The organism is Chryseobacterium sp. AC417 (genome assembly GCF_979258215.1).
This window is the reverse complement of record NZ_OZ409845.1, coordinates 2,802,176-2,824,111: the sequence shown is the minus strand read 5'-3', so window position 1 is coordinate 2,824,111 and position 21,936 is coordinate 2,802,176. Positions and strand designations below refer to the sequence as shown.

The window sequence follows — 21,936 nt, the reverse complement described above, 5'->3', positions numbered from 1 at the left end:
CACAACAAACACAAACAAACACAAACAAAGATGAGATTAAGTAACCGAACCAAAGTGCCTTTTTATAATTTTTTTAACAGCTTCCTGATAATGATGTTTTTACTGGGTCTTACCCTATTTATATTAGAAAAAAGCAGGTTTGATATTTTAGGAATAGAAAGTTATTTACTGATTATAGTTCCATTTATTTTATTAATATTTTACTACCTCGCAGGTCGGCATATTTTTGAGTATGACAGTGATGGTGAAGTGCTTCATCTCAGAAACCGAAATATCATTCCGTTTTTGAACAAAGATCTCAGCGACGAGTTTCCGAAATATAAATTGATAAGCTATGAGATAATAAATATCTTATTTATCAAAAGATTGTATCTTCATATTTCCAGTAAAAACAATGGTGCTACTATCTTGAAATATGAAATCGCATATTTAACGAAAAAAGAAATCAACGATTTGAAATTTTCACTCAGTAAAGTGATCAAAGAAAATAAAGAAAGAAGACCTTAATGATAGAAGAAAACGCTCACGAAGGCGAAAGCTTAAAAAAAGTTTCAGGACTGTACAAAGACTGGTTTCTGGATTATGCATCTTATGTAATTTTAGATAGAGCCATTCCGTCTGTTTATGATGGTTTCAAACCTGTTCAGCGTAGAATTATGCATTCGATGCGTGAATTGGAAGATGGCCGATACAACAAAGTCGCCAATATCGTCGGAAATACGATGAAATACCATCCTCACGGTGATGCTTCTATTACCGATGCAATGGTAGGAATAGGGCAGAGAGAACTTCTGATCGATACTCAGGGAAACTGGGGAAATATTTACACAGGAGATTCTGCGGCGGCGGCAAGATATATTGAAGCAAGGTTAACTCCTTTCGCTCTGGAAGTAGTTTTTAATCCAAAAACTACGGTATGGTCAAAATCATATGACGGTAGAAATAATGAGCCGGTTGATTTACCGGTGAAATTTCCGTTGCTTCTGGCGCAGGGTGTTGAAGGAATCGGGGTTGGGCTTTCTACAAAAATTCTTCCGCATAATTTCAATGAATTAATTAATGCATCTGTTGCTCATCTAAAAGGGAAAAAATTTGAAATTTTCCCTGATTTTCTTACGGCAGGTTTTCTTGATGTTTCAGAATACAACGACGGGCACAGAGGCGGAAAAGTAAGAGCCAGAGCCAAGATTTCTCAGGTAGACAAGCATACTTTGATGATTTCTGAACTTCCTTTTTCTAAAAATACAGGTGATCTGATTGATTCGATCATTAAAGCCAATGAAAAAGGAAAGATTAAAATTAAAAAAATTGAAGACAATACATCAGATAAAGTTGAAATTCTGATTTATCTTCACAACGAAGTTTCGCCCGACAAAACGATTGATGCTTTGTACGCATTTACCGATTGCCAGGTAACGATCTCGCCAAATGCCTGTGTAATTGTTGGTGATAAACCTATGTTCCTGAATGTTTCCGAAATTTTAAGAATGAATACCGATCATACGGTTTCATTGCTAAAAAAAGAACTGGAAATTGAACTGAATGAATTACAGGAAAGCTGGCATTTTTCTTCATTGGAAAGGATTTTTATCGAAAACAGAATCTATCACGATATTGAAGAAGTAAAAAGCTGGGAAGATGTTTTAACAACTATTGCAAACGGTTTAAAACCTCACACAAAACATCTTTTAAGAGAAGTTACGGAAGAAGATATTCTGAGACTGACAGAAATTAGAATTAAAAGAATTTCCAGATTCGATTTAGATAAATTTAAAGAAAATATTGCATCCCTTGAAGGTAAAATAGAGCAGGTAAGACATCATTTAGCAAACTTAATTGAATATGCAATTGATTATTATCTGAATATTCAGAAAAAATACGGAAAAGGGAGAGAACGAAAAACCGAACTGAGGATTTTTGATACTATAGATGCTTCTAAAGTTGCCGTAGCGAATGAGAAATTCTATGCCAATTTTGAAGAAGGTTTCGTAGGAACTTCATTAAGGAAAGATCAGTTCTTATTTGATTGTTCTGATATTGATGACATCATTACATTCCGAAAAGACGGAAGCATGAAAGTCGTAAAGGTGGAAGCCAAAACATTCATCGGAAAAGACATTCTGCATGTAGCTATCTGGAAGAAAAACGATAAGCGCACAGTCTACAACATGATCTACCGTGAAGGAATGCAAGGTCCTTATTATATGAAACGTTTTTCGGTAACCGGCGTGACGAGAAATACAGATTATCGTTTGGCATCAGATGCAAGAGGTTCAGAAACCCTTTATTTTTCGGCAAATCCTAACGGAGAAGCAGAAACGGTAACGGTTCTTTTAAAACCAAACCCAAGAATCAGAAAAAATAAAATGGATATTGATTTCTCTGAAATAGGAATCAAAGGTCGTGACTCAAAAGGGAATTTGGTAACGAAGTATTCTGTGAAAAAAGTTGATTTAAAAGAAGAAGGTGTTTCAACTTTGGCACCCCGAAAAATCTGGTTTGATGACACCGTCAGAAGATTGAATGCAGACGTGAGAGGAACTTTACTGGGAAGCTTTAAAGGCGATGATAAAATTTTAACCATCAATTCTCACGGCGAAGCAAAATTAATCAGTTTTGATCTTGGAAACCGTTTTGATGATGAATACATTGTTCTGGAAAAGTGGAGACCGCAACAGCCGATCACCTGTATCTACTATGATGGTGAAAAAGATATGTATTTCATCAAACGGTTTTTGCTTGAAAATACAACTAATCCGCAGACATTTATGCCGTCTGAACATCCCAAGTCTTTCATAGAAAGAATTTTAGTATCAAACGGATCGACTGCTGAAATCATTTTTGCAAAAGATAAAGGTAAAGAGCGTGATCCTGAAACTATAAACATAGACGAATTCATCGGTGTAAAAGGAATTAAAGCCATCGGAAATCAGTTTACAAAATTCAAAGTAAAAACAATCAATATCACAGTTCCCGAACCGGAGGAAGAGGAACCGGAAGTTGATGACGAACCAGATTTTACTCCTTCTGCAGATGATGAAGGTGGTACGATTGGTGATTTGTTTGATGAGGGAAGTATAGAAAATTAAGAAAATATGAATATTGTTATACTCATTATTGCGATTACTTGTATCATTAGCTATTTAGCTTTAAATGATATGAAGATTTTTGAAAAATACAAATTTAATGTGGGAGCAATTCTACATCGAAAAGAATATATAAGACTTTTATCGGCAGGTTTTCTACATGCTGATTTTATGCATTTGATTTTGAATATGTATGTGTTGTATATGTTCAGTACCGCAGTAATATATGATTTCGGGATAATTGGTTTTTTGATTATTTATTTTGCTTCTGTTTTATTAGGGAATTTATTTTCACTATTCATCTACAAATCACAAAATTGGTATTCTGCGATTGGTGCAAGTGGAGGAGTTGCAGGGATTATATTTGCCAGTGTTTCTTTAGATCCGGTCAATACAAAAATCGGAATTATATTTTTACCTCCAGAATTAAGCATTCCTGGATATATTTTTGGGTTCTTATATTTTGGCTATTCAGTTTATAGTATGCTAAAACCTCGAAGTCATGATAATATTGGGCATGCGGCACATCTGGGAGGCGCTTTTTTTGGATTATTATATTCAGTTATTGTTTTTCCAGAACTTGCATTAAGCAATATATTATTTTTGGGCATTATGTCTTTACCTCTTTTGTACTTATCTTACGAGATATTTATCAGAAAAAAAATCGGGTAAAATTTAAAGATTAAAATATAAAAACCAATGAATCATTCATTGGTTTTTATTTTGCTTAAAGTTAGATTTACTTAAAACAGATATTAATCAGCGTCATAAATAAAAGTGGATTTTTTTAAATTGAAATATCAATTCTACAAAAGGTCAATAAAAATAAAAGTCCGCCTCACTGTAAGTGAAGACGGACTCTCGATTAACATGGTAAATGTTTCTGGTTACTTTTTAATAATTGTTTGATTGAAAATTTCCTTCTTGGTTTTAATTTGTATGAAATAAACCCCGTTACTCAAGTTACTCATATCAATCTTAGTGGTGGTTTCGTTTATTTTTTTAACTACTTGTCCCGCAGAATTAGTGATAATCACCTGCTCTGCCAAATTGTTGCCAGGTGTTGCAATAGTAAGTATTGAACTTACAGGATTCGGATAAATAGTCAGTTTTCCTTTGCTATTCTCTTGTGTTCCCAAAGTTCCCGAATTGAAAACTGTTTTAATGTAGAACAAGTTGGCAACACTTCCTTTTGTAATCGTATGTGCTCCTGCTGCAATATTTTGAATAGTAACGAGACCAGCCGACGCAGTGTAACTCACATTATCAAACTTTACGGTTCCTGTGAAGGTAGGATCAAAAACCATCGTTAGCGTCGAAGTCTGCAGAGTGTTATAAGCTATAGAAGTTGCTGATTCTAATTTTAGGCGTTTTGTTAAAGTAAGCCCGTCATAAGTAGCTGATCCGTCTGTTGAGTTGATGTTGGCTGATGTAAAAGTATAGAATGAGCTGCTTAATGCTGATGTTGTGAAATTATGAATTTCATTTCCTTGTGCAGTTCCTGGTGCAATCACGCTGATGGCTCCTGTTCCTGAAACTGGTGTTCCTGCTGAGCCAACAGTATTTACAGTAAAGCTTACATCATCTGTAGGGTTTCCTGAGACTGTCACTGTTTTGTTTGTAGTATTTTTTACAAAGCTGACTCCCAAAGCAGGTAATCCTGTTACTGTTACGTCGGTTGCAGTTCCGCCCCAAGTAAATATCATAGGTGCCATTGCAGTTGCAGTTATTACTGTTTGGTCGTTATTTGCTGGGATCGTTAATGTTTGAGAGCTAACCGGAGGTGAGGTAATTCCTTGTACAGAAACCAACTGCGAAGTATAGTTTTGTAATAGAGCCATTAGTCCTGTATTTACAGAAGATGATGTGTCATCTATTGCATTGTTGAATGTCCAGCTAATATCTCCGCCAGAAACTCTACCTGAAAACTGCATTGTTTTATCTCTTCCCTGCACCGGATTATCAATCACTAAAGAATTGATATATAAAGCCGCATTTGTATCGAAATTATTATAGTTTGCACCTCCCTGAACAGCTGTAATACTGCTGGTTAATACTTCACTTCTATTAGTGGCAACATAAGCATCAAACTGAGTTAGTGCTGATGAACTGTAAGGTACAAAAGCGGTTTGGCCCGTCATGAAATTGTTATGAGCTTTGATCATTCCACCATCTTCATTAGAAAATGTTCCCTGTGAACCTCCGGCAATATCAGTTCCTTGTTTAGAAATCAACATTGGATATTTACAGTTTCTGAAGTAGTTTCCTTCTACAAAAATTGATGATCCTAAAGTTGATCCTACACCATATTTTGAGTTTCCGTCATAATAGTTGTTGTAAACATGTGCAGAAAAATAACGTACACGTGGATGTCTAGAATCTGAATGATCAAACCAGTTGTGGTGATAGGTTATATAAAGGTCAGTTGTAGTTCCTTCACTTAAACCCAAAAGGCAACTCTTTCCGTTATCCCAAAAGTGATTGTAAGAAAATGTTACATAAGTAGATTTTTTTGAATCAAGAGCGCCGTCACCTTTTGCCTGATCGGCATCAGATCCCGGAGCACCATAAAAAAGATCATTATTATGGGCCCATACATAAGAATTGTCTTGTTGAAGACTGAGGTTGTCACCTTCAGACGCGTCTGTCAGCATAAATCCTAAATTCCGAACTTCAATATTGGTCGCAGTTTTTATTCTGATACCCCAACCATTCACCAATGCATCAGATCCTACACCTTCGAAGGTGATAGAGCTTGCTGCAATTTTTTTGTTTTCTATGACGATATCGCCATTCAGCATATAATTAGGATCAGTAACATTTCCAATCATTCTGATGTCTAATGGACGGGTGTCAAATCCTTTTTTGAAGCCATCCAAGATCGTCTGTAAACCTACACACGGATTTGCATTGGCCCCCGTAACATTCATTGAAATAGTATTTTTTGTATCCTGAGTAACATATAAAACTACTGCATTAGCTTTTAGAGTTCCGTCAAGATTATAAGCCCCAGGTATTCTTCCATTGCTATGGGCAAACCCCGATCTGTCATGAGCAGTTACAGTAATAGGTGCAGATACAGTTGCCGGTCCGTCAACATTGGCAGTAACGGGAACCACTTTTATGGTATATACACCTGCACTCAGGCCAAGAACGTCAGCTCTATAGTAGGTGCCGTAATTTCTGATTAATTGGGTATCGATGATTTTATCGGTTAAATTTCCTCCCGTGTAATACACTTTATAGCTATCGGCACCACTTACAGGTGTCCATTTTACATAAGCTGTTTCCATCCAGCCGACCGCTTGGGTAATAGTGACGTTTTGTGCATGCAGGTTTAAAAACCCCATAAACATTACAAAAAGTATAATTATTTTCTTCATAGAATTGATCATTAAAATAGTTTGATAATAGTTTTTAAGAGTGTAATCGATTGCACGTAAATATAGTAATATTTTTAATTTAACAAAATTTGTTATCAAAAATTTATTTTTTGTTGATTTTAATTGGTGTATTAAAATAAATTTAAATTTTTTCTTGCGTATATCGAAATTAGATTTAACTTTATGCAATCGATTGCCTTAACAATAAATTTATATAATAATAACATTAAAAATCTTTAATTATGAAAAACACATTTACTTTATTTATGCTGTTCGGTCTGTTTTTTACGAACCTATTCACCGCCCAAAGCAAAACCTGGGATTTTGGAAACAGTGCTACCTGGCCGGTTTCTTCCGGTTACTCTACAGATACATTATTGGATAATTTAGCGATGATTCCGGGTTCGAGTGTTACCAATCTGGGTGCGGTAGAAGCAAACAGCGCTACGTTTCTTGACGGATATACTGCAACAAAACGTTTCAAACTAAACGGCGGTAGCTGGGATACGGGTGCAACTTCTTTTGTAATGCCCACTAAAAGATACATTTATTTTGCAGTAACAGGCGCATGCACGGTAAAAGTGTGGTTCAAAAGCGGAGGCTCAGGTACAAGAACCTTATATGTCACTAATGGAACCAGCGTTATTGGTTCTTTAGGAAGTGCAAGCTCTTCAGATCCTTTGGTATTAACTGCTAACTATACTGGTGGTGCAGGAATTATTTATGTGGCAGGTGACCAGGCGATGAATATTTACAAAATTGAGGTTTCAAACAATGTAGGCGCAACCACACTTGCAACTTTAGGAACACATGACGGAGTGAAAAAAGCGCAAGCAACAGTTTATACAAAAGGAAATTCTCTATTTGTATCTAACCTAAATAACACAAACACGGAAGTGAAAGTGTATACAGCAACAGGAAGTTTGGTTAAAACTGCAAAATCTAATTCAGAAATGAATTTTGATCTGGAAAGTGGTTTTTACCTCGTGCATTTAAAATCTGCGGCAGGTGAAAAATCTGTAAAAGTTGCTCTGAGATAATTTAAAATAGTAAAAAAAGAGCCTTGTGAAGTGTTTCATAAGGCTCTTTTTAATTTAAGATTTAAATATTATAAAAATTTATTTCTTGTATTCCCTTATTTTATTCCGAAAATAAAACGGTCATTTCCGCTCAGATCTTTGATTAATTCAGTTTTTGAGAAATTTGTTTGATATAAATCCAAGGTTTCCTGACCTAGTTTCTGATTAATTTCTAAGAATAACAATCCGCTTTTGGTTAAATATTTTTTTGAGTCTTCAGCAATTTTTTTGTAGAAAATTAAAGCGTCTGCAGTTGGTGAAAACAGTGCCATTTTAGGCTCAAATTCTTTTACTGAATCTGCAATTTCGTTCTCTTCATCAATTCCGATGTAGGGCGGATTTGAAATAATCACATCATACAATTCGCTCAAATTCAAATTCAGATAATCTGCGTGAATAAATTTGATGTCAAGCTGATGAAATTCTGCGTTTCTTTTGGCAACTTCCAAAGCTTTTTCCGAAAAATCTATGGATGTAATTTCTGCATTCGGAAAATGTTTTTTTAAAACCAAAGGAATCATTCCGCTTCCCGTTCCAATATCCAGGATCTTTAAACCCTGAACATCAAACCCTGAAGTTTGAATTTTACTGATCGCCAATTCAAGCAATTCTTCAGTCTCCGGACGCGGAATCAAAACATTTTCATCCACAAAAAAAACCATCCCATAAAATTCTGTTTCACCTAAAATGTGCTGATATGGCTTTCCTGTTTTTAATTCTAAAATAATATCTTGAAGTAGCTTTTGGTGATCATCTGATATTTCATTTTCGAAAAATATTCTTTGCTGAACAGGATTTAATTCTAAAATTTTCTCAATAAAAACCGAATAGAGAAAGTCACTTTCAGATTCTGTATACAATTCTGAAAGTTCTTTTTTGAAATATTTTTTTAATGCTGAAATTGTCATTTATCTCGTAAAAACCAATTTAACATCCGTTGATTTTTCTTCATCAATCCTGTAGCCTTCATAGTTGAAAGCTTTTACATCATTCAATGTTTTCACATTGTTTTCAGCACAAAATCTTACCATCAAACCTCGTGCATGTTTGGTATAAACAACAATGGTTTTTAGCTTTCCTTCCCTCAATTCATAAAATTCAAAGTCGATAACTTTGTGATTGAGTTTTTTCCGGTCAATCACTTTTCCGTACTCATTACTGGCAAGGTGGAGTAGGATTTCATTTTTTTTCATTTCAGAATTGAGGTGTTCTGTGATTTTATCGCTCCAGAAACTATACAGATTTTTGTATTCATCAAATTCAAATGGTCGTCCCATTTCCAGCCTGTAAAGCATAACCTTATCCGAAGGTCGCAGTAAGCCGTATAATCCGGATATTATTCTGTAGTTTTTCTGTAAATAATCTACAGCTTTTTTATCTAAAGTTTTAGCATCCAGACCCCGGTAAACTTCTCCTGTGAAAGCAAACATTGCAGGAGCAGACTCTTTTGCAGTAGGTTTTGCTTTCCATTTTTGGTTTCGTTCCCAGTTTTCGTCTGCTAATTTTGAAGAAATCTCCATTAGATCAGAAAGATATTTTGGAGATTTAGTTTTTAAAAATGAATGTATAAATGTTGCATCATCAATGAATTTGGGGCTTGTGCTTCTCAACAGATCTGTTGAGATTTCAGTATTCATTAATTTTGCAGGAGATGTTATGATTTTCATACGTTGAATAATGATAGATGTTTAGGATCAATGAAATTCATTGCCATGATGGATATAAAATCTATCAGAAAATGACAGATTATTAATATTTTAATGTTGGAATATTTTTTATAAAATAAAGCAAATATAATCCCAATAAAAAACGGGATAACAACCTGACCAATTGTTCCGTACGTGCTGTGAAGAATTCCGAATAATAACGCAGAAACTACCACTCCCAAAACCGGGCTGTTGTAAATTTTTTCAATTCTTGACTGAATATAAGCTCTCATCAATAATTCTTCAGTCACCGCTGCTGTTAAGCAAGTGAAAATCATCAGCAGATAATTATCTTTAAATAAAATTTTAAATTCCAAAAGCCTTCTGCTAACTTTTTCTTCAGTAAAAAGAATAATAATCGCATTCAGAATTGCTCCGCCAAAAACACAAATTAAATATAAGGAGATTATAGATCCGATATAAAACAATATTGGATATTTTCTGTCTTCCCAAGCGAAGAATGACCTGTTTTCGATAAAAAAATTATAGAATAATATCAAAATCAAAACCAGCCAGAGAGATAATCTGTTGTAGAAAAAAAGTTCTGCTGTTAAGATTTTTGAATTAAAATATAAATTAATTACAGGAATTGAATAAAGCATTGAGAGGATAAGCAATACAAAAGTAAGTACAATCCCGACAGCGTATCTTCCGTTCAGACTCATATCGTAAAATACTTCTAAATTTCTCCTTTCCCCTGTCTTATGATTTCCGGCTCGCCTGATGTCAAGTCAACGATTGTAGAAGCAATATTATCACCATAGCCGGAATCAATGACGATATCAACCAAATGATCATATTTTTCAGCAATCAATTCAGGGTCTGTAGAATATTCGATGATTTCGTCATCATCTTTTATTGATGTGGATGCGATAGGGTGTCCCAATTTTTCAACAATCAATTGCGGAATGGGATGATCCGGTACACGAATTCCGATTGTTTTATGATTTTTGTATGCTAAAGGTAAGCCTTTATTGGCTTCAAGTATAAATGTAAACGGACCAGGAAGATGGCTTTTTAGGAATCGGAAAACAGATGTGTCAATGGGTCTTGTAAAATCCGAAAGATGGCTTAGGTCGTTACATATAATTGAAAATTTTGATTTCTCAAGTTTGAGTTTTTTGATCTGGGCGAGTTTTTCCATCGCTTTAATATCGAAAATATTGCAGCCCAATGCGTATACAGTATCAGACGGATAAATGATCAGTCCGCCATTATTCAGGGTTTTAATAACCTCATTGATAAGGTTTTCCTGTGGATTATCGGGGTAAATTTTCAGTATTTTTGCCATAAAACAAAGATACAAATATTTAAATTATTTTCTGAAAGTACCGTATTTAAAAGAAAAACTTGCAATATTAAAATATATTCGTATATTTGCAATCCAATATCGCGGGATAGAGCAGTAGGTAGCTCGTCGGGCTCATAACCCGGAGGTCATCGGTTCGAGTCCGGTTCCCGCTACTAAGTTAGTGCTTTCGGTAAGCACTCTAAAAATACACCGCGGGATAGAGCAGTAGGTAGCTCGTCGGGCTCATAACCCGGAGGTCATCGGTTCGAGTCCGGTTCCCGCTACTAAGGTAAGTGCTTTCGGTAAGCACTCTAAAAATACACCGCGGGATAGAGCAGTAGGTAGCTCGTCGGGCTCATAACCCGGAGGTCATCGGTTCGAGTCCGGTTCCCGCTACCAACAGGAGAATTACGAAAGTAGTTCTCTTTTTTTTGTCTAAAATTTTAAACAAAAAAATCCCGCTTCTGACAGAAACGGGATTTTTTAATTATTTTACTAAAGTGTCAAAACTTTGAAGCTTATACTCATCAGATTTTAACTGATCGAAATAAGTAGATTTGTTGTTTCCTTTCATCTTTTTTACAGCACCTACAGCTCCCATGAAATCTTTGTCGATTTTGGTTGCAATCTCTGTAGGTTTAAAATCTAATTTTACGCTGTCATCAGCCACTCCTAAGTATCCATTTTTTTTAGTAACATAGGTGATGTAATTTTCATAAATGCCCAATGTATTTCGGAAGTATAACGTATGATAATTCATGCATTTTGTTGCTTTTTTAGATTTGCCCAAAACACAGCTTGCCATATTTCCTTTATAAAGATCAAATTCCTGAGATACTTTGTTGTACTCGTTTCTAAGAGCAACTTTTCCGTTATCTAAAACCGTCGTATTTCCTTGTGCGTCACTTACTTTTTTCAAGTGCTCTAATACGATAGGAACCGTAGCTTCAATTTTAGATTTTGCCTCGGTAACTGAGCCGAAAACTGATGACATCTGAGCTGATGTTAAGCCAAAAATAAACAATAATAAAACAGGTAGTAGATTATATCTTTTCATGAGAAATTTTTAAAGCACTAAAATAAATATATTTTCTCAGTTTAAGCAAGTAGATTTAATTTTATTTAATAAATTTTAACAAGTTTTATGGATTTTACAACTTTAAAGGTAAGTCATATAAGTTAATGATACATAAAACACAGATTTTTGATAATCTTACATATTTTAATGAAATTTATTGTGTTGATAATCAATTTGTTATAGGTATTTATAATTTATCACTAAAAAATTAGTTGTTAGTGTGAATTTAATTTCTACATTTGTATAACTAATTTATTAGTGATATAAGGATTGCTGATAAAATAATGAATAGAAAAATATGAAGATTCAAAATCTAACAAAAGCAGAAGAACAGGTGATGCAGTATTTATGGAAACTAGAAAAAGGTTTTCTAAAAGATGTGCTTGACCTTTTTCAGGAACCGAAACCTCACACCAATACAGTTTCTACGATTTTAAAAGTTTTGAAGGATAAAGAATTTGTTGATTATACTTTATATGGAAGACAGCACGAATATTTTCCTTTGGTTTCTAAAGAGCAATATTCTGGCAAGACGATGAAAAGCCTGGTGAAAAACTACTTTAAAGGTTCTTACAAAAGCGCCGTTTCTTTTTTGGTGGAAAAAAATGAGATGACGGTTGAAGATCTTGAAATGCTATTAAACGAACTCAAAAATAAAGACTGATATGGAAGCACTGATTTTATATTTCGGAAAAGTAATCCTCTGTTCGGGTGTAATGTTTTTGTATTATCAGTTGTCTTTAAAGGACAAGACATTTCATCATTACAACAGATTTTATCTTCTGGCTGCGATGTTGATTTCAATTTTGCTGCCACTCATCAGTATAGAATATTTTACAATAGAGGTGAGCAATGATATCTATTTGCTTATTAATAAATTTCAGAATTTAAATACAGATAAAAACATACACAATGACTACATTTATTTTAGAGTTATTTTTTCAGCTTTGGGATTGGTTTCTTTCTATTTTTTAGGAAAATTAATCTACGGAATTTTTAAAATCAATCAGTTGAAAAGACAGTTTCAAAAGGAAAGTTTTGAAGGTGTTAATTTTTACCAGACCGATCTTTCAGAAGCTCCTTTCTCTTATTTCAGAAACCTTTTCTGGAAGAATTCTATCATCATCAATTCTGATATCGGAAAACAGATTTTAAAGCATGAAATGGTTCATATCGAGCAAAAACACTCATATGATAAGATTCTTATTGAGATCATTACCTCTGTTTTTTGGTTTAATCCTTTTTTTCATATCATCAAGAAAGAAATCAATTTAATTCACGAATATCTGGCTGATAAAAAAGCCGTCAAACAATCGGACACAAAAGCATTTGCGCAGATGCTTTTAGCAAGCCACTTTTCCGGAAACCAGTTGCCTGCAACCAGTCCGTTTCTAAGTTCAAACCTCAAAAAACGACTCAAAATGTTACAAAAACCACAAACCAAATTCGGATATATGCGTAGAATTTTTGCATTACCGGTTTTATTTACTGTTGCTTTCGCCTATATGGTGAATGCGAAAAACAAAGAGATTGCAGAAACCAATATTGAAATTGCCAACGCAGTTTCTGAGATTAAAAAAGATACCATCAGTCCTAAAAATAATATTGATCAGATTGTGGAAAGACAGGAGGCTAAAATTTTGAAAGCTAACGAAAAGTTGAAGATTCAATCTGAAAAACTAAAAACTTTAAGTGAAAAGTCAAAGGAAAAAGCTGAAGAGCTGAAAAAAATTGCTCAGGAAAAAGGTGATAAAAGCTACGAGTTTGAATTAAAAGCCAAAGAACTGAAGCAACTTTCAGGTGAAATGGATAAAATTGTCGATAAAGATCTGGCATACCATCTCGATTTTGAAAGTCTTGAAAATTTGAGATCTAATATCCTTTCTGATCATCCTAAAATAAAATTAGAAAACCTGGAGCTGAGAAGATTTTTTCCTGATGGGGATCAATATAAAATCAGAATGAATAATAATAAGGATATTGAAAAATTATTCGATTCAAAAGAGTTTAGAAATAATTCCGGAATGAGCGAAGAAAAAATAAAAGCTTTAAAGGAAAAATTTAAAAATACTGACTTGAAAGAATTAAGCAAAATCAATCAATTGTATCTCAATGGAAAAGACATGCTTGCAGATAGTAATTTTCCAAAGGTTGAAATTGAATCTTTCTTAAAAGATACTTCAAAACTTTCTAAAAAAGAAATTCGTAAACTTGAAAAATTAGCTAAAGAAAAAGCTGAACTTACCAGAAAACAAGCAGAAATTGCAAGAAAGAAGGCGGAAATTACAAAAGAGCAGATCAAAGTGCAGGGAAATCCGTGGATCATTTCAGTTGATGCTCATGCGAAACCCGATGTTAAAATTATAGGTACAAGAACTTATAGGAATAGTGATAAAAGTAATAAAAATGCTATTGCAATTGCCAAAAGTTATCAAAAAGACGCTTTTAAAAATCTTGTTAAGACCGATTTTAATGAAAATACAAAGATCTACATCAACGGTAAATCTGCTTCTAAAAATGATATGAATGATCTGAATCCGAACGAAATAGCATCAATAAATGTTAACAAATCAAATTCTGATGGGAAAGAAGCTGGGGAAATTCACATCAAAACAAAAGACTAGAAAGCATTTCTAAAAAGATCATATCTAAACAAAATGAAAATATTCATCCTGGCTTTTCTTTTATCTGCAATTTCTATTCAAGCGCAGAATAAACGTTTTACCTATGACTATCAATTTATTCCCGATTCTACGAATATTTCTGATATGAAAAACGAAATGATGAATCTGGATGTTACAGAATTTGGATCAAAATTTTACAGCTACACCGTTTATCATTCAGATTCTGTGATGAAAGTAGATTTAGATAAGCAACTTGCTGCTACGGGTGCGATCAATATTAGATCTGATATGCAAAAAGGTCTGGTTAAATATTCGGTTACAAAAAAATATCCTAAGTATGAAGTTGATCTGCATTCCAGAATTTTAGCAGACAAATATAAAGTTGCAGAAGAAAGACCGTTTGTCTGGAAAATATCTTCTAAAAAACAGAAGATCGGTGAATGGTCTACACAAAAAGCAGAAGCCGATTTTGGTGGTAGGCGTTGGGTTGCATGGTTTACCACTGACATACCCATTCAGGACGGTCCGTATAAATTTCACGGACTTCCCGGCTTAATAGTAAAACTGGAGGACAAAACAAAATCTCATACTTTTACTTTACAGGGAATTAAAAATATGAATGCTATTCCTGAAGATGTCTTTGATGCTCAAGAAATATCAGTCAGTTTAAAACAATACAACAGGTTGTTGAAAGAGTATGAAAATGATCCCACAAAAGGTCTTAAGCAGATTCAAATGGGTGGGATCGTGATGAAAATGATCGACGGACAAAACAATCACATGAAAGATCAGGAAGAACGCATAAAAGCTAAAATGAAAAAAGACAATAACAAAATAGAAATCAATAATAATAAATAGCATGAAAAAAATATTTCTTTCCTTTCTATTAGTAGCAGGACTTGGAGCTTCTGCACAAAACCGTTTTTTCTACGAATATAAATTCATCCCGGATTCTACAGATAAAGCAAAAGTGATCAAAGAAATGATGCTTTTGGATATTGATAAAAATGGTTCCAGTTATTACAGTCATGATAAATTTGTTTCAGATTCTACCTCAAAAGCAGATTTAGAAAAGCAGCTTAAATCAAGCTCAGGCAACATTAGTATCAACAGGACTGAGAAAAGCGGGCAGGTTTCTTATAAAGTAACCAAACAATATCCTGATTTTAAAACCTATCTTTTCACTCGGGTTTCTACAGATAATTACAAAATTTCTGAAGATCAGAAACCGGAATGGAAAATTCTTCAGGAGAAGCAAAAAATCGGAGAATACAACGCTCAAAAAGCTACAACAAGTTTCGGTGGAAGAGAATGGACGGCCTGGTTTTCTACAGATTCTTCCGTTTCAGGACGGACCGTATAAATTCTACGGACTTCCGGGTTTAATTGTAAAATTAGAAGATAAAACGGGTTCTCATTCTATGACTTTGGTCGGTAATAAAACAATTCAGATTTTATCTGAAAAAGAAACCGAACTTCCACAGGGAATCCAGATTTACGGAATGGGAGGAAAAGATATCGAAGTGAACAAAAACCAATTTAAAAAGGTCTGGAAATCTTACGTGAATGATCCCACAAAAAATATGCGTGAAATGATGATGAAAAACTCAGAGTCAAACAAAGTTACTTTCAGAACAAGAACTGCGGACGGAAAGGAAATTTCAGATCCCAATCAGGTTTTCAGAGAAATGGAGAAAAAAACAAAAGAAGGATTTAAAAAGAACAACAACCCCATCGAGCCGGATTTGTATAAATAAAAATTTAATTAAAATTACATCTTTCAGGTTTGTGAAAATTCATTTTGATGAAATTTTACGATACATTCAAAAAAATGCGGGGAAAATTTTTCCCCGCATTTTTAATTTTACTTTTTACCTGTTAGCCATTGGCTTTGAAGTTTCAGTTCAGTTGGTGTAGGATTGGCCTTAAATTGAAGCGTTTCAATCGTCATTTTATCTAAAATCGCTTTTCCTTTAAGATCTATCTTGTCAGTTTTATCACCATTTTTTCTCAGGACCGTTACTGTAACGTTTTGTCCGTCTTTGATGGTTTTAGAATAATTGATAAATTCTTGTACGTTTTGAATATTAATAGTTTTACCATCCAAAGCAACTACCTCATCAGTAATTTTAAATCCGATACTTTTAGCGAATGGTGACAGAGCTGAGCTTTCGTCAAACACAAAAGTATTGTTTTTATCATTATATCCTGTCTGGTTAGGATCTTTTATCATCCAGAAAATTGGCGGCGTTTCCTGCTTGTTGATCTCTACACCAGCCATGTTCAGATATTCTGCGTAAGGTGTTGGCTGGCTTCCTGCAATGTATTTGTTGTAAAAATCTTTCACCTGAGGAAATCCTGTAATCGTTACCAGCTCATCGATTAATTTGTCATCTTTGAAAGGCTTGTTTTCTCCAAATCTTTGAGAAAGTTTTCTGATCATATCACGGTAACCCATTTCGCCGTTTGACAGTTTTCTTAATTCAATATCAAGACACATCGTCAAAAGAGTTCCTTTTTCATAAACGTTTCTGTACTGATCTTTGTACTCATCCAGGAGAATATTTTTACTCATTACCGTAAATGGCATCGTGTCATTGTAGCTTTTTGAGTTTTTGATTTTGTCACTCATTCGCTGCAGAAACTGATCTTTAGTGATCAGACCTTCCTGAATCTGGAATAAATTGGCAAAATATTCCGTTCCGCCTTCATACATCCAAAGATGCTGAGACATTTTAGGATTAGCATAATCGAAATAATGTATTTCTTCAGAATGCGTTTTCAAAGGATTTACTGTATGGAAAAATTCGTGAGAAACTACATCCACAATCGCTTCATCAATCGCTTCTTTGGGCATCATCTCATGAAGCACAACGCTCGTAGATTCATGATGTTCCAAAGCGCCGAAACCTTTGATCTGAGGACCTTCAGTTCCACCAAGATAAAGCATGATGGCGTATTTTTTATTGGTATTCATATCGCCCAGGAATTTTTTCTGAGCAACTACCATTTTTTCTAAATTTTCCTTAAAATCTGCAGCTTTGTATTTTCCTGTCGGAGAATAAACTCCCAAAACCAGGTCCATTCCGCCAGCGTTGAAAGTGATATAATCAGGTTTTGAATACATAAGCGGAGAATCTGTCAGTTTAGCATAGTTGGCTAAAGTGAACGTATCTGTTGACTCAGATTTATCCTGATCTACCAAAGCTGTTGTTCCGTAGAAATCGTTTGGTTTTTGAATAACCAACTGATAAGGAACATCCTGCATATTATCGATGTATCCTACGAAACCGTGAGTATTGATTAAGTACAGTTTGCCTTGCTCAATATCTGTTCCTGAAGGTGAAAATACTGCTTTGTGTTTTCCTGTTTCATTTTCTTCATCGAAACTGTCATTCACCAAATACGAGACTTTAGTTAAAGCCTGCGCATTTTTTAGAGAATAAGTATTGTCACCGACTTTTGTGAAGGCCAATTCTTTTCCTTTGTTGTCTAAAAACTTGATTCCTTCAATGAATCTTCCGTAATCATCCACAGAATATGTTCCCGGAACGGTTTTCGGAAAGTGAAATTTCACATCTCCCGATTTCATTTTCGGAAATTCCAGGGTTACGGCTACTTTATCGTCTTTTACATTCACAAGGTCGATATTAGTTTTGATCGACTGTGCATTTACAAAAGCTGCGGCAAGAATTCCTAAGCTAAGTGCTGTTTTTTTCATTAGGTTTATTTTATAGATAAGTAGTTGATGGAAATTTGCTTTTGTTACAGATTCATTAAAAATTAATTAAAAATTGATATGCAATTAATTTTGAAAATAAAAAGACAAAACTATCCAGAAGTTTTGTCTTAATTATAATTATTGAACTTTTTTATATCGAATGTAATAGTTTTTATTAAACTCAACAGGAGTTCCGTTTTTCAAAGTAGTTTTCTGCCAAGATTCGGTCGGAGAAATCGTCTCATTATTAAATTTAACAGGAAGATTTAGGTTTTTAACTACGTTTGCAAAACGGTATTTCAATTCAGTTCCATTCTGAGAATATTCTAAAACCGGAACGTTTATGGTTCTCAGATATTGATTAAAAACTGTTGAAAAATCAATTCCTGATTTCTCAGAAATGTATTTCTCAATCTGTTCGGTAGTAACGGTTTGATGATAAAAATCTTTATTTAAGCCTCTTAAAATCTGTCTGAATTTCACATCATCATTAATAACTTGGCGCATTGTGTGAATCATGCTTGCACCTTTCGGATACATATCGCCGCTGCCTTCATTTCTCACGCCATATTTTCCAATAATTGGAATATCATTTTCAATATTATTCTGAATTCCCTGAGCATACATATCTGCAGATTTTTTATCCATGTAATTTTCGGTAAAAAGCACTTCAGAATACATCGTAAAACTCTCATGAATCCACATATCCGCTTTGTCTTTTGCTGTGATATTGTTGGCAAACCATTCGTGACCACTTTCGTGAATGATAATGTAATCCCAGTTTAATCCAACTCCGGTTCCTGAGAGATCATTTCCCAAATATCCGTTCACGTATTGATTTCCGTAGGCAATATTACTCTGATGTTCCATTCCTAAATAAGGGGAATCAACCAGTTTATAAGAATCTTCGTAAAAAGGATACGGTCCGAACCAGTATTCAAAGGCTTTAAGCATTGGTTTTACTTGCTGGAATTGTTTTTTTGCTTTATTTAAATTATAATCAAGCACCCAATAATCAAGCTCCAGTTTTCCTTTTTCTCCATTATAAGAATCTTTAAAATTTATATATTTCCCGATATTTGGGATGATAGAATAGGCATTGATAGGGTTTTTTACCTCCCATGTGAAAATATTTTTTCCGTTTTCCGTTTTTTTATCAATTAACTTTCCGTTCCCGATACCCACTAAATCTGATGGAGTAATAATTTTCATCACAATTCCGCTTTCCGGTTCATCAATCCAGATATCCTTTGTGGGAAGCCAAACAGATGCGCCAATCCCTTCATCTGCAACGCTCATCCAGGGATTTCCTTTTTCGTCTTTAGTGAAAACCCAACCGCCATCCCAAGGTGCATTTTTTGCAATCACAGGATTTCCGGAATATGAAATGTCGATGGTATATTTTTCTCCTTTTTTAAATGTTTTATTAGCGGTTACAAATATAAAATCGCCGTCTCTTTTAAAATTATTTTTTGTTGGAAAACTGCATTCAATTTTATCAGCTTTCATAGGATTTTGAAGGTCAATCTGAAAAACAGGGTTTGTAATGTCTTTCAGAATTTCAAAACTGATTTTATTATTTCCCTGAATGCTTTTTTGTTCGAAATTGGGTTCAACAGACAATTCATATTTTTTTACATCCCAAAAATTTCGGAATTCGGTATTAGAACCTTTTAAGGTATCTTGTCTGGTGAACGATTTATTTTTTTCAAAAAATTGTCCGAAAGCTAATCCGGATATCAACAATATCGAACATGAAATTCTTTTCATAATATACTATGTGAAATTTGATGTTACCAAAAATATAAAATTAATATGAATTGTATGAAAAAGTGTGCGAAAAATGTAATTTAAAATAGATTTTAGGGTATTTTTTTTACAATTTTAAAGAAAAAAGCGGCGGGAAAATCTTCGATTTTCCCGCCGCTTTTATGATTGTTTTATTTTGCTCTTAACCTTAATTTATTTCGGTACAACAGGCAATTTAGCTTCTCTTTTCTGTACTTTTTTAAATGTATAACCGCACATCAAAATACTTACTTCGTAAAGGAACAACAAAGGTAAAGCTGCCATCATCATACTTAAAACATCGGCTGGAGTAATAATTGCTGCAACCACCATAATCAAAACAATGGCGTGTCTGCGGTATTTTTTCATGAAAGCAGGATTCAGAATTCCGATTGTTGTAAGAAAATAAATAAGTACCGGAAATAAAAATACAACTCCCATTCCCAAAACTACCTGTAGAAATAAAGTAGTATAATCACTTAAATCGTAAAGCGGTATAATAATGTCAGAAATTTTGAAAATAACTCCAAAATTAACGGCGAACGGCAATATCAAAAAGTAACCGCACAAAACTCCCATTATAAACAGAATCCATACTGAATTGATGATGAATATAGAATTTTTTCTTTCGTTAGGATGCAGAGCCGGACCGATGAAACGCCATAACTCCCAAACAATGTAAGGAAAACCAATCACCAAACCGCCAAAAATGGAAACTGCCATCATCACATTAAATTGCTGATACAATCTCTGCACACGCACAGGAAATTCTGCTGGCAAAGTAATGCTGTCTTCACCCAAAATCATTCTCGAAAAGTGATTAACCGCTTTAAAAGTGGGGAAATCATTTCTTGTTGGTCCGAAGAAAACGTGATCCATGATCCAGTTGATATTGAATCCAACTACAAAAGCAGCAATAATGATAGCAATAATTGAACGGATAAGATGACCTCTCAGTTCACCAATATGCCCAAAAAAGGACATTTCTTTACCTTCACTCACAGATTTTTTTTTAATGGTTTCAAATGTAAGAAAAAAAGCGGGGAGTTGGAAGCTGAAAAGCGAAGTTTAGCATCAAACTTAAAGTTAATTAAATTATTAATCTAAATTAAAAATTGCTACAAAAATATCTTACTTCTCTCAATTTCAGAATCCCTTAGTTAATTCCCTCATCTAATAATTTATGAATATCAATAATACCGAAATACTGACCGTGTTCAGTGACGATCAATTGCCCGATATTATTGTCTTTTAAAATTTTCATGGCTTCTTTTGCCAAAGAATCTTTTTCGATAGTTTTAGGATTTCCGGACATGATATCTTTAGCCAGAACTTTAGAAATGTCGTCACCGTTCAATAACATTCTTCTCAAATCGCCGTCTGTAATCACACCAAGAATTTTTTCTTGATTTGTGACAACCGTAATTCCATGGCTTGATGCGCTGATAGAAATGATGACATCTCTTATTGAAGATTCTTCAGAAACCTGTGGTTTTTGGGACGAAACAAACTGCTCAACTCTCGCCGTTAAATTTTTCCCTAAACTTCCACCGGGATGAAATTTTGCAAAATCATTTTCTCTAAAATCATTTAACTCCATTAGACAAATCGCTAAAGCATCACCCAATGCCATTTGTAAAGTGGTAGAACTTGTTGGAGCCAATTTATTAGGACAAGCCTCTAAGTCTACATGAGTATCCAGAATCACATCAGAATATTCTGCCAGTTTGCTTTTCCTGTTTCCGGTCATTCCTATTAGAGCGGAAGAGTAATCTTTAAGATAGGCAACCAAATTAATAATTTCAGGAGAATTTCCTGAATTGGAAATACACAATACAACATCTTGTTTCTGAATAACTCCCAAATCACCATGGATTGCTTCTGAAGCGTGTAAAAATTGAGAAGGGGTTCCTGTGGAATTTAACGTAGCAACGATTTTATTTCCGACATGAGCAGATTTTCCGATTCCTACGACAATTAATTTTCCTTTTGCAGAATTGATGATTTCTACTGCCTTTACAAAGTCATCATCGATTCTGTTTTTTAGTTTTTCTAATTCAGCAATTTCTATGGCTAGCGTACTCTTAGCGATTGAAATAATGTTTGATAACTCCATTTTTCCGGTATAATTTATATCTAAAATATTCCAAAGTGAAACTGCATTATTTAAGAATCTTTAA

Annotated in this window: 19 protein-coding genes and 3 tRNA genes; 12 read left to right on the top strand and 10 right to left on the bottom strand. The window is 34.2% G+C overall.

Features of this window, described 5'->3' with window-relative positions; all coding sequences use genetic code 11:
• Positions 1 to 90: 90 nt before the first annotated feature.
• The 3 genes from ACZZ9T_RS13510 to ACZZ9T_RS13500 are packed head-to-tail and all read left to right on the top strand — an operon-like array spanning position 91 to position 3,758.
• Positions 91 to 507, top strand: coding sequence for a hypothetical protein (locus tag ACZZ9T_RS13510; protein WP_463442515.1), 417 nt, complete (start codon positions 91 to 93; stop codon positions 505 to 507).
• Positions 507 to 3,089, top strand: a complete 2,583-nt coding sequence (locus ACZZ9T_RS13505; protein WP_463442514.1) for a DNA gyrase/topoisomerase IV subunit A — start codon at positions 507 to 509, stop codon at positions 3,087 to 3,089. Before ACZZ9T_RS13510 ends, ACZZ9T_RS13505 begins: the two co-directional genes overlap by 1 nt.
• 6 nt (positions 3,090 to 3,095) lie before the next feature.
• Positions 3,096 to 3,758 carry a rhomboid family intramembrane serine protease gene (locus ACZZ9T_RS13500; RefSeq protein ID WP_463442513.1) on the top strand — a complete coding sequence of 221 codons (663 nt, stop codon included), beginning with the start codon at positions 3,096 to 3,098 and terminating at the stop codon, positions 3,756 to 3,758.
• Between the two features lie 215 nt (positions 3,759 to 3,973).
• Here the strand turns inward: ACZZ9T_RS13500 and ACZZ9T_RS13495 are convergent, their stop codons facing one another.
• A complete protein-coding gene (locus ACZZ9T_RS13495) occupies positions 3,974 to 6,469 on the bottom strand; it encodes a pectate lyase family protein (RefSeq protein ID WP_463442512.1) in 2,496 nt (831 codons plus the stop codon).
• 242 nt (positions 6,470 to 6,711) lie between these two features.
• Here ACZZ9T_RS13495 and ACZZ9T_RS13490 point away from each other — a divergent pair, with 242 nt between their 5' ends.
• Positions 6,712 to 7,509: a T9SS type A sorting domain-containing protein gene (locus tag ACZZ9T_RS13490; protein WP_463442511.1), complete on the top strand. Its 798-nt coding sequence runs from the start codon at positions 6,712 to 6,714 to the stop codon at positions 7,507 to 7,509.
• A gap of 95 nt (positions 7,510 to 7,604) precedes the next feature.
• Here ACZZ9T_RS13490 and prmC read toward each other — a convergent pair whose 3' ends face one another.
• Genes prmC through ACZZ9T_RS13470 form a run of 4 tightly spaced genes read right to left on the bottom strand, consistent with a single transcriptional unit; the run spans position 7,605 to position 10,545 of the window.
• A complete protein-coding gene (gene prmC, locus ACZZ9T_RS13485) occupies positions 7,605 to 8,456 on the bottom strand; it encodes a peptide chain release factor N(5)-glutamine methyltransferase (protein ID WP_463442510.1) in 852 nt (283 codons plus the stop codon).
• Positions 8,457 to 9,215: a peroxide stress protein YaaA gene (gene yaaA, locus ACZZ9T_RS13480; protein ID WP_463432954.1), complete on the bottom strand. Its 759-nt coding sequence runs from the start codon at positions 9,213 to 9,215 to the stop codon at positions 8,457 to 8,459.
• Entirely contained in the window at positions 9,212 to 9,919 is a 708-nt protein-coding gene (locus tag ACZZ9T_RS13475) for a lysostaphin resistance A-like protein (RefSeq protein ID WP_463442509.1), read from the bottom strand. The genes yaaA and ACZZ9T_RS13475 overlap by 4 nt, the downstream gene beginning before the upstream one ends.
• Before the next feature lie 14 nt (positions 9,920 to 9,933).
• Positions 9,934 to 10,545 (bottom strand): L-threonylcarbamoyladenylate synthase, encoded by a 612-nt coding sequence (locus ACZZ9T_RS13470; protein WP_463432950.1) that lies wholly within the window; start codon positions 10,543 to 10,545, stop codon positions 9,934 to 9,936.
• Between the two features lie 100 nt (positions 10,546 to 10,645).
• Between ACZZ9T_RS13470 and ACZZ9T_RS13465 the strand changes: the two genes are divergently transcribed.
• From ACZZ9T_RS13465 to ACZZ9T_RS13455, 3 genes are all read left to right on the top strand, one after another.
• Positions 10,646 to 10,718, top strand: a tRNA-Met gene (locus tag ACZZ9T_RS13465).
• Positions 10,719 to 10,756: 38 nt separating this feature from the next.
• Positions 10,757 to 10,829: transfer RNA gene (locus ACZZ9T_RS13460), tRNA-Met, on the top strand.
• Between the two features lie 39 nt (positions 10,830 to 10,868).
• Positions 10,869 to 10,944, top strand: a tRNA-Met gene (locus ACZZ9T_RS13455).
• Positions 10,945 to 11,032: 88 nt separating this feature from the next.
• On the opposite strand, the gene ACZZ9T_RS13450 is transcribed toward ACZZ9T_RS13455, so the two are convergent.
• A complete protein-coding gene (locus ACZZ9T_RS13450) occupies positions 11,033 to 11,602 on the bottom strand; it encodes a hypothetical protein (protein ID WP_463432948.1) in 570 nt (189 codons plus the stop codon).
• Between the two features lie 319 nt (positions 11,603 to 11,921).
• On the opposite strand from ACZZ9T_RS13450, the gene ACZZ9T_RS13445 reads away from it, so the two are divergent.
• From ACZZ9T_RS13445 to ACZZ9T_RS13425, 5 genes are read left to right on the top strand one after another with little or no spacing between them, the layout of a single operon-like run.
• Positions 11,922 to 12,287, top strand: coding sequence for a BlaI/MecI/CopY family transcriptional regulator (locus ACZZ9T_RS13445; protein WP_463442508.1), 366 nt, complete (start codon positions 11,922 to 11,924; stop codon positions 12,285 to 12,287).
• 1 nt (position 12,288) lies between these two features.
• Positions 12,289 to 14,247: a M56 family metallopeptidase gene (locus tag ACZZ9T_RS13440; RefSeq protein WP_463442507.1), complete on the top strand. Its 1,959-nt coding sequence runs from the start codon at positions 12,289 to 12,291 to the stop codon at positions 14,245 to 14,247.
• A gap of 33 nt (positions 14,248 to 14,280) precedes the next feature.
• Complete coding sequence (locus ACZZ9T_RS13435) at positions 14,281 to 15,105, top strand: GLPGLI family protein (RefSeq protein WP_463442506.1); 825 nt, start codon at positions 14,281 to 14,283, stop codon at positions 15,103 to 15,105.
• Between the two features lies 1 nt (position 15,106).
• Positions 15,107 to 15,610 (top strand): GLPGLI family protein, encoded by a 504-nt coding sequence (locus ACZZ9T_RS13430; RefSeq protein WP_463442505.1) that lies wholly within the window; start codon positions 15,107 to 15,109, stop codon positions 15,608 to 15,610.
• Positions 15,549 to 16,004 carry a hypothetical protein gene (locus ACZZ9T_RS13425; protein WP_463442504.1) on the top strand — a complete coding sequence of 152 codons (456 nt, stop codon included), beginning with the start codon at positions 15,549 to 15,551 and terminating at the stop codon, positions 16,002 to 16,004. Before ACZZ9T_RS13430 ends, ACZZ9T_RS13425 begins: the two co-directional genes overlap by 62 nt.
• 107 nt (positions 16,005 to 16,111) lie before the next feature.
• Here the strand turns inward: ACZZ9T_RS13425 and ACZZ9T_RS13420 are convergent, their stop codons facing one another.
• The 4 genes from ACZZ9T_RS13420 to ACZZ9T_RS13405 form a co-directional block, all read right to left on the bottom strand.
• Positions 16,112 to 17,968, bottom strand: a complete 1,857-nt coding sequence (locus ACZZ9T_RS13420; protein WP_463442503.1) for a M61 family metallopeptidase — start codon at positions 17,966 to 17,968, stop codon at positions 16,112 to 16,114.
• 138 nt (positions 17,969 to 18,106) lie between these two features.
• Positions 18,107 to 19,738: a M1 family metallopeptidase gene (locus tag ACZZ9T_RS13415; RefSeq protein WP_463442502.1), complete on the bottom strand. Its 1,632-nt coding sequence runs from the start codon at positions 19,736 to 19,738 to the stop codon at positions 18,107 to 18,109.
• A 192-nt stretch (positions 19,739 to 19,930) separates the two neighbouring features.
• Positions 19,931 to 20,758: a twin-arginine translocase subunit TatC gene (tatC, locus tag ACZZ9T_RS13410; RefSeq protein WP_463442501.1), complete on the bottom strand. Its 828-nt coding sequence runs from the start codon at positions 20,756 to 20,758 to the stop codon at positions 19,931 to 19,933.
• A 154-nt stretch (positions 20,759 to 20,912) separates the two neighbouring features.
• Positions 20,913 to 21,872: a KpsF/GutQ family sugar-phosphate isomerase gene (locus tag ACZZ9T_RS13405; RefSeq protein WP_463442500.1), complete on the bottom strand. Its 960-nt coding sequence runs from the start codon at positions 21,870 to 21,872 to the stop codon at positions 20,913 to 20,915.
• Positions 21,873 to 21,936: the final 64 nt, after the last annotated feature.

What these genes read in the sequence shown, in the direction of transcription:
- ACZZ9T_RS13495 (WP_463442512.1), bottom strand. Translation starts at nt 6,469, where the DNA reads ATGAAGAAAATAATTATACTTTTTGTAATGTTTATGGGGTTTTTAAAC.
- ACZZ9T_RS13430 (WP_463442505.1), top strand. Translation starts at nt 15,107, where the DNA reads ATGAAAAAAATATTTCTTTCCTTTCTATTAGTAGCAGGACTTGGAGCT.
- ACZZ9T_RS13440 (WP_463442507.1), top strand. Translation starts at nt 12,289, where the DNA reads ATGGAAGCACTGATTTTATATTTCGGAAAAGTAATCCTCTGTTCGGGT.
- ACZZ9T_RS13450 (WP_463432948.1), bottom strand. Translation starts at nt 11,602, where the DNA reads ATGAAAAGATATAATCTACTACCTGTTTTATTATTGTTTATTTTTGGC.
- ACZZ9T_RS13470 (WP_463432950.1), bottom strand. Translation starts at nt 10,545, where the DNA reads ATGGCAAAAATACTGAAAATTTACCCCGATAATCCACAGGAAAACCTT.
- ACZZ9T_RS13420 (WP_463442503.1), bottom strand. Translation starts at nt 17,968, where the DNA reads ATGAAAAAAACAGCACTTAGCTTAGGAATTCTTGCCGCAGCTTTTGTA.
- ACZZ9T_RS13490 (WP_463442511.1), top strand. Translation starts at nt 6,712, where the DNA reads ATGAAAAACACATTTACTTTATTTATGCTGTTCGGTCTGTTTTTTACG.
- ACZZ9T_RS13505 (WP_463442514.1), top strand. Translation starts at nt 507, where the DNA reads ATGATAGAAGAAAACGCTCACGAAGGCGAAAGCTTAAAAAAAGTTTCA.
- ACZZ9T_RS13435 (WP_463442506.1), top strand. Translation starts at nt 14,281, where the DNA reads ATGAAAATATTCATCCTGGCTTTTCTTTTATCTGCAATTTCTATTCAA.
- ACZZ9T_RS13475 (WP_463442509.1), bottom strand. Translation starts at nt 9,919, where the DNA reads ATGAGTCTGAACGGAAGATACGCTGTCGGGATTGTACTTACTTTTGTA.
- ACZZ9T_RS13500 (WP_463442513.1), top strand. Translation starts at nt 3,096, where the DNA reads ATGAATATTGTTATACTCATTATTGCGATTACTTGTATCATTAGCTAT.
- ACZZ9T_RS13415 (WP_463442502.1), bottom strand. Translation starts at nt 19,738, where the DNA reads ATGAAAAGAATTTCATGTTCGATATTGTTGATATCCGGATTAGCTTTC.
- ACZZ9T_RS13405 (WP_463442500.1), bottom strand. Translation starts at nt 21,872, where the DNA reads ATGGAGTTATCAAACATTATTTCAATCGCTAAGAGTACGCTAGCCATA.
- ACZZ9T_RS13445 (WP_463442508.1), top strand. Translation starts at nt 11,922, where the DNA reads ATGAAGATTCAAAATCTAACAAAAGCAGAAGAACAGGTGATGCAGTAT.
- prmC (WP_463442510.1), bottom strand. Translation starts at nt 8,456, where the DNA reads ATGACAATTTCAGCATTAAAAAAATATTTCAAAAAAGAACTTTCAGAA.
- ACZZ9T_RS13510 (WP_463442515.1), top strand. Translation starts at nt 91, where the DNA reads ATGATGTTTTTACTGGGTCTTACCCTATTTATATTAGAAAAAAGCAGG.
- yaaA (WP_463432954.1), bottom strand. Translation starts at nt 9,215, where the DNA reads ATGAAAATCATAACATCTCCTGCAAAATTAATGAATACTGAAATCTCA.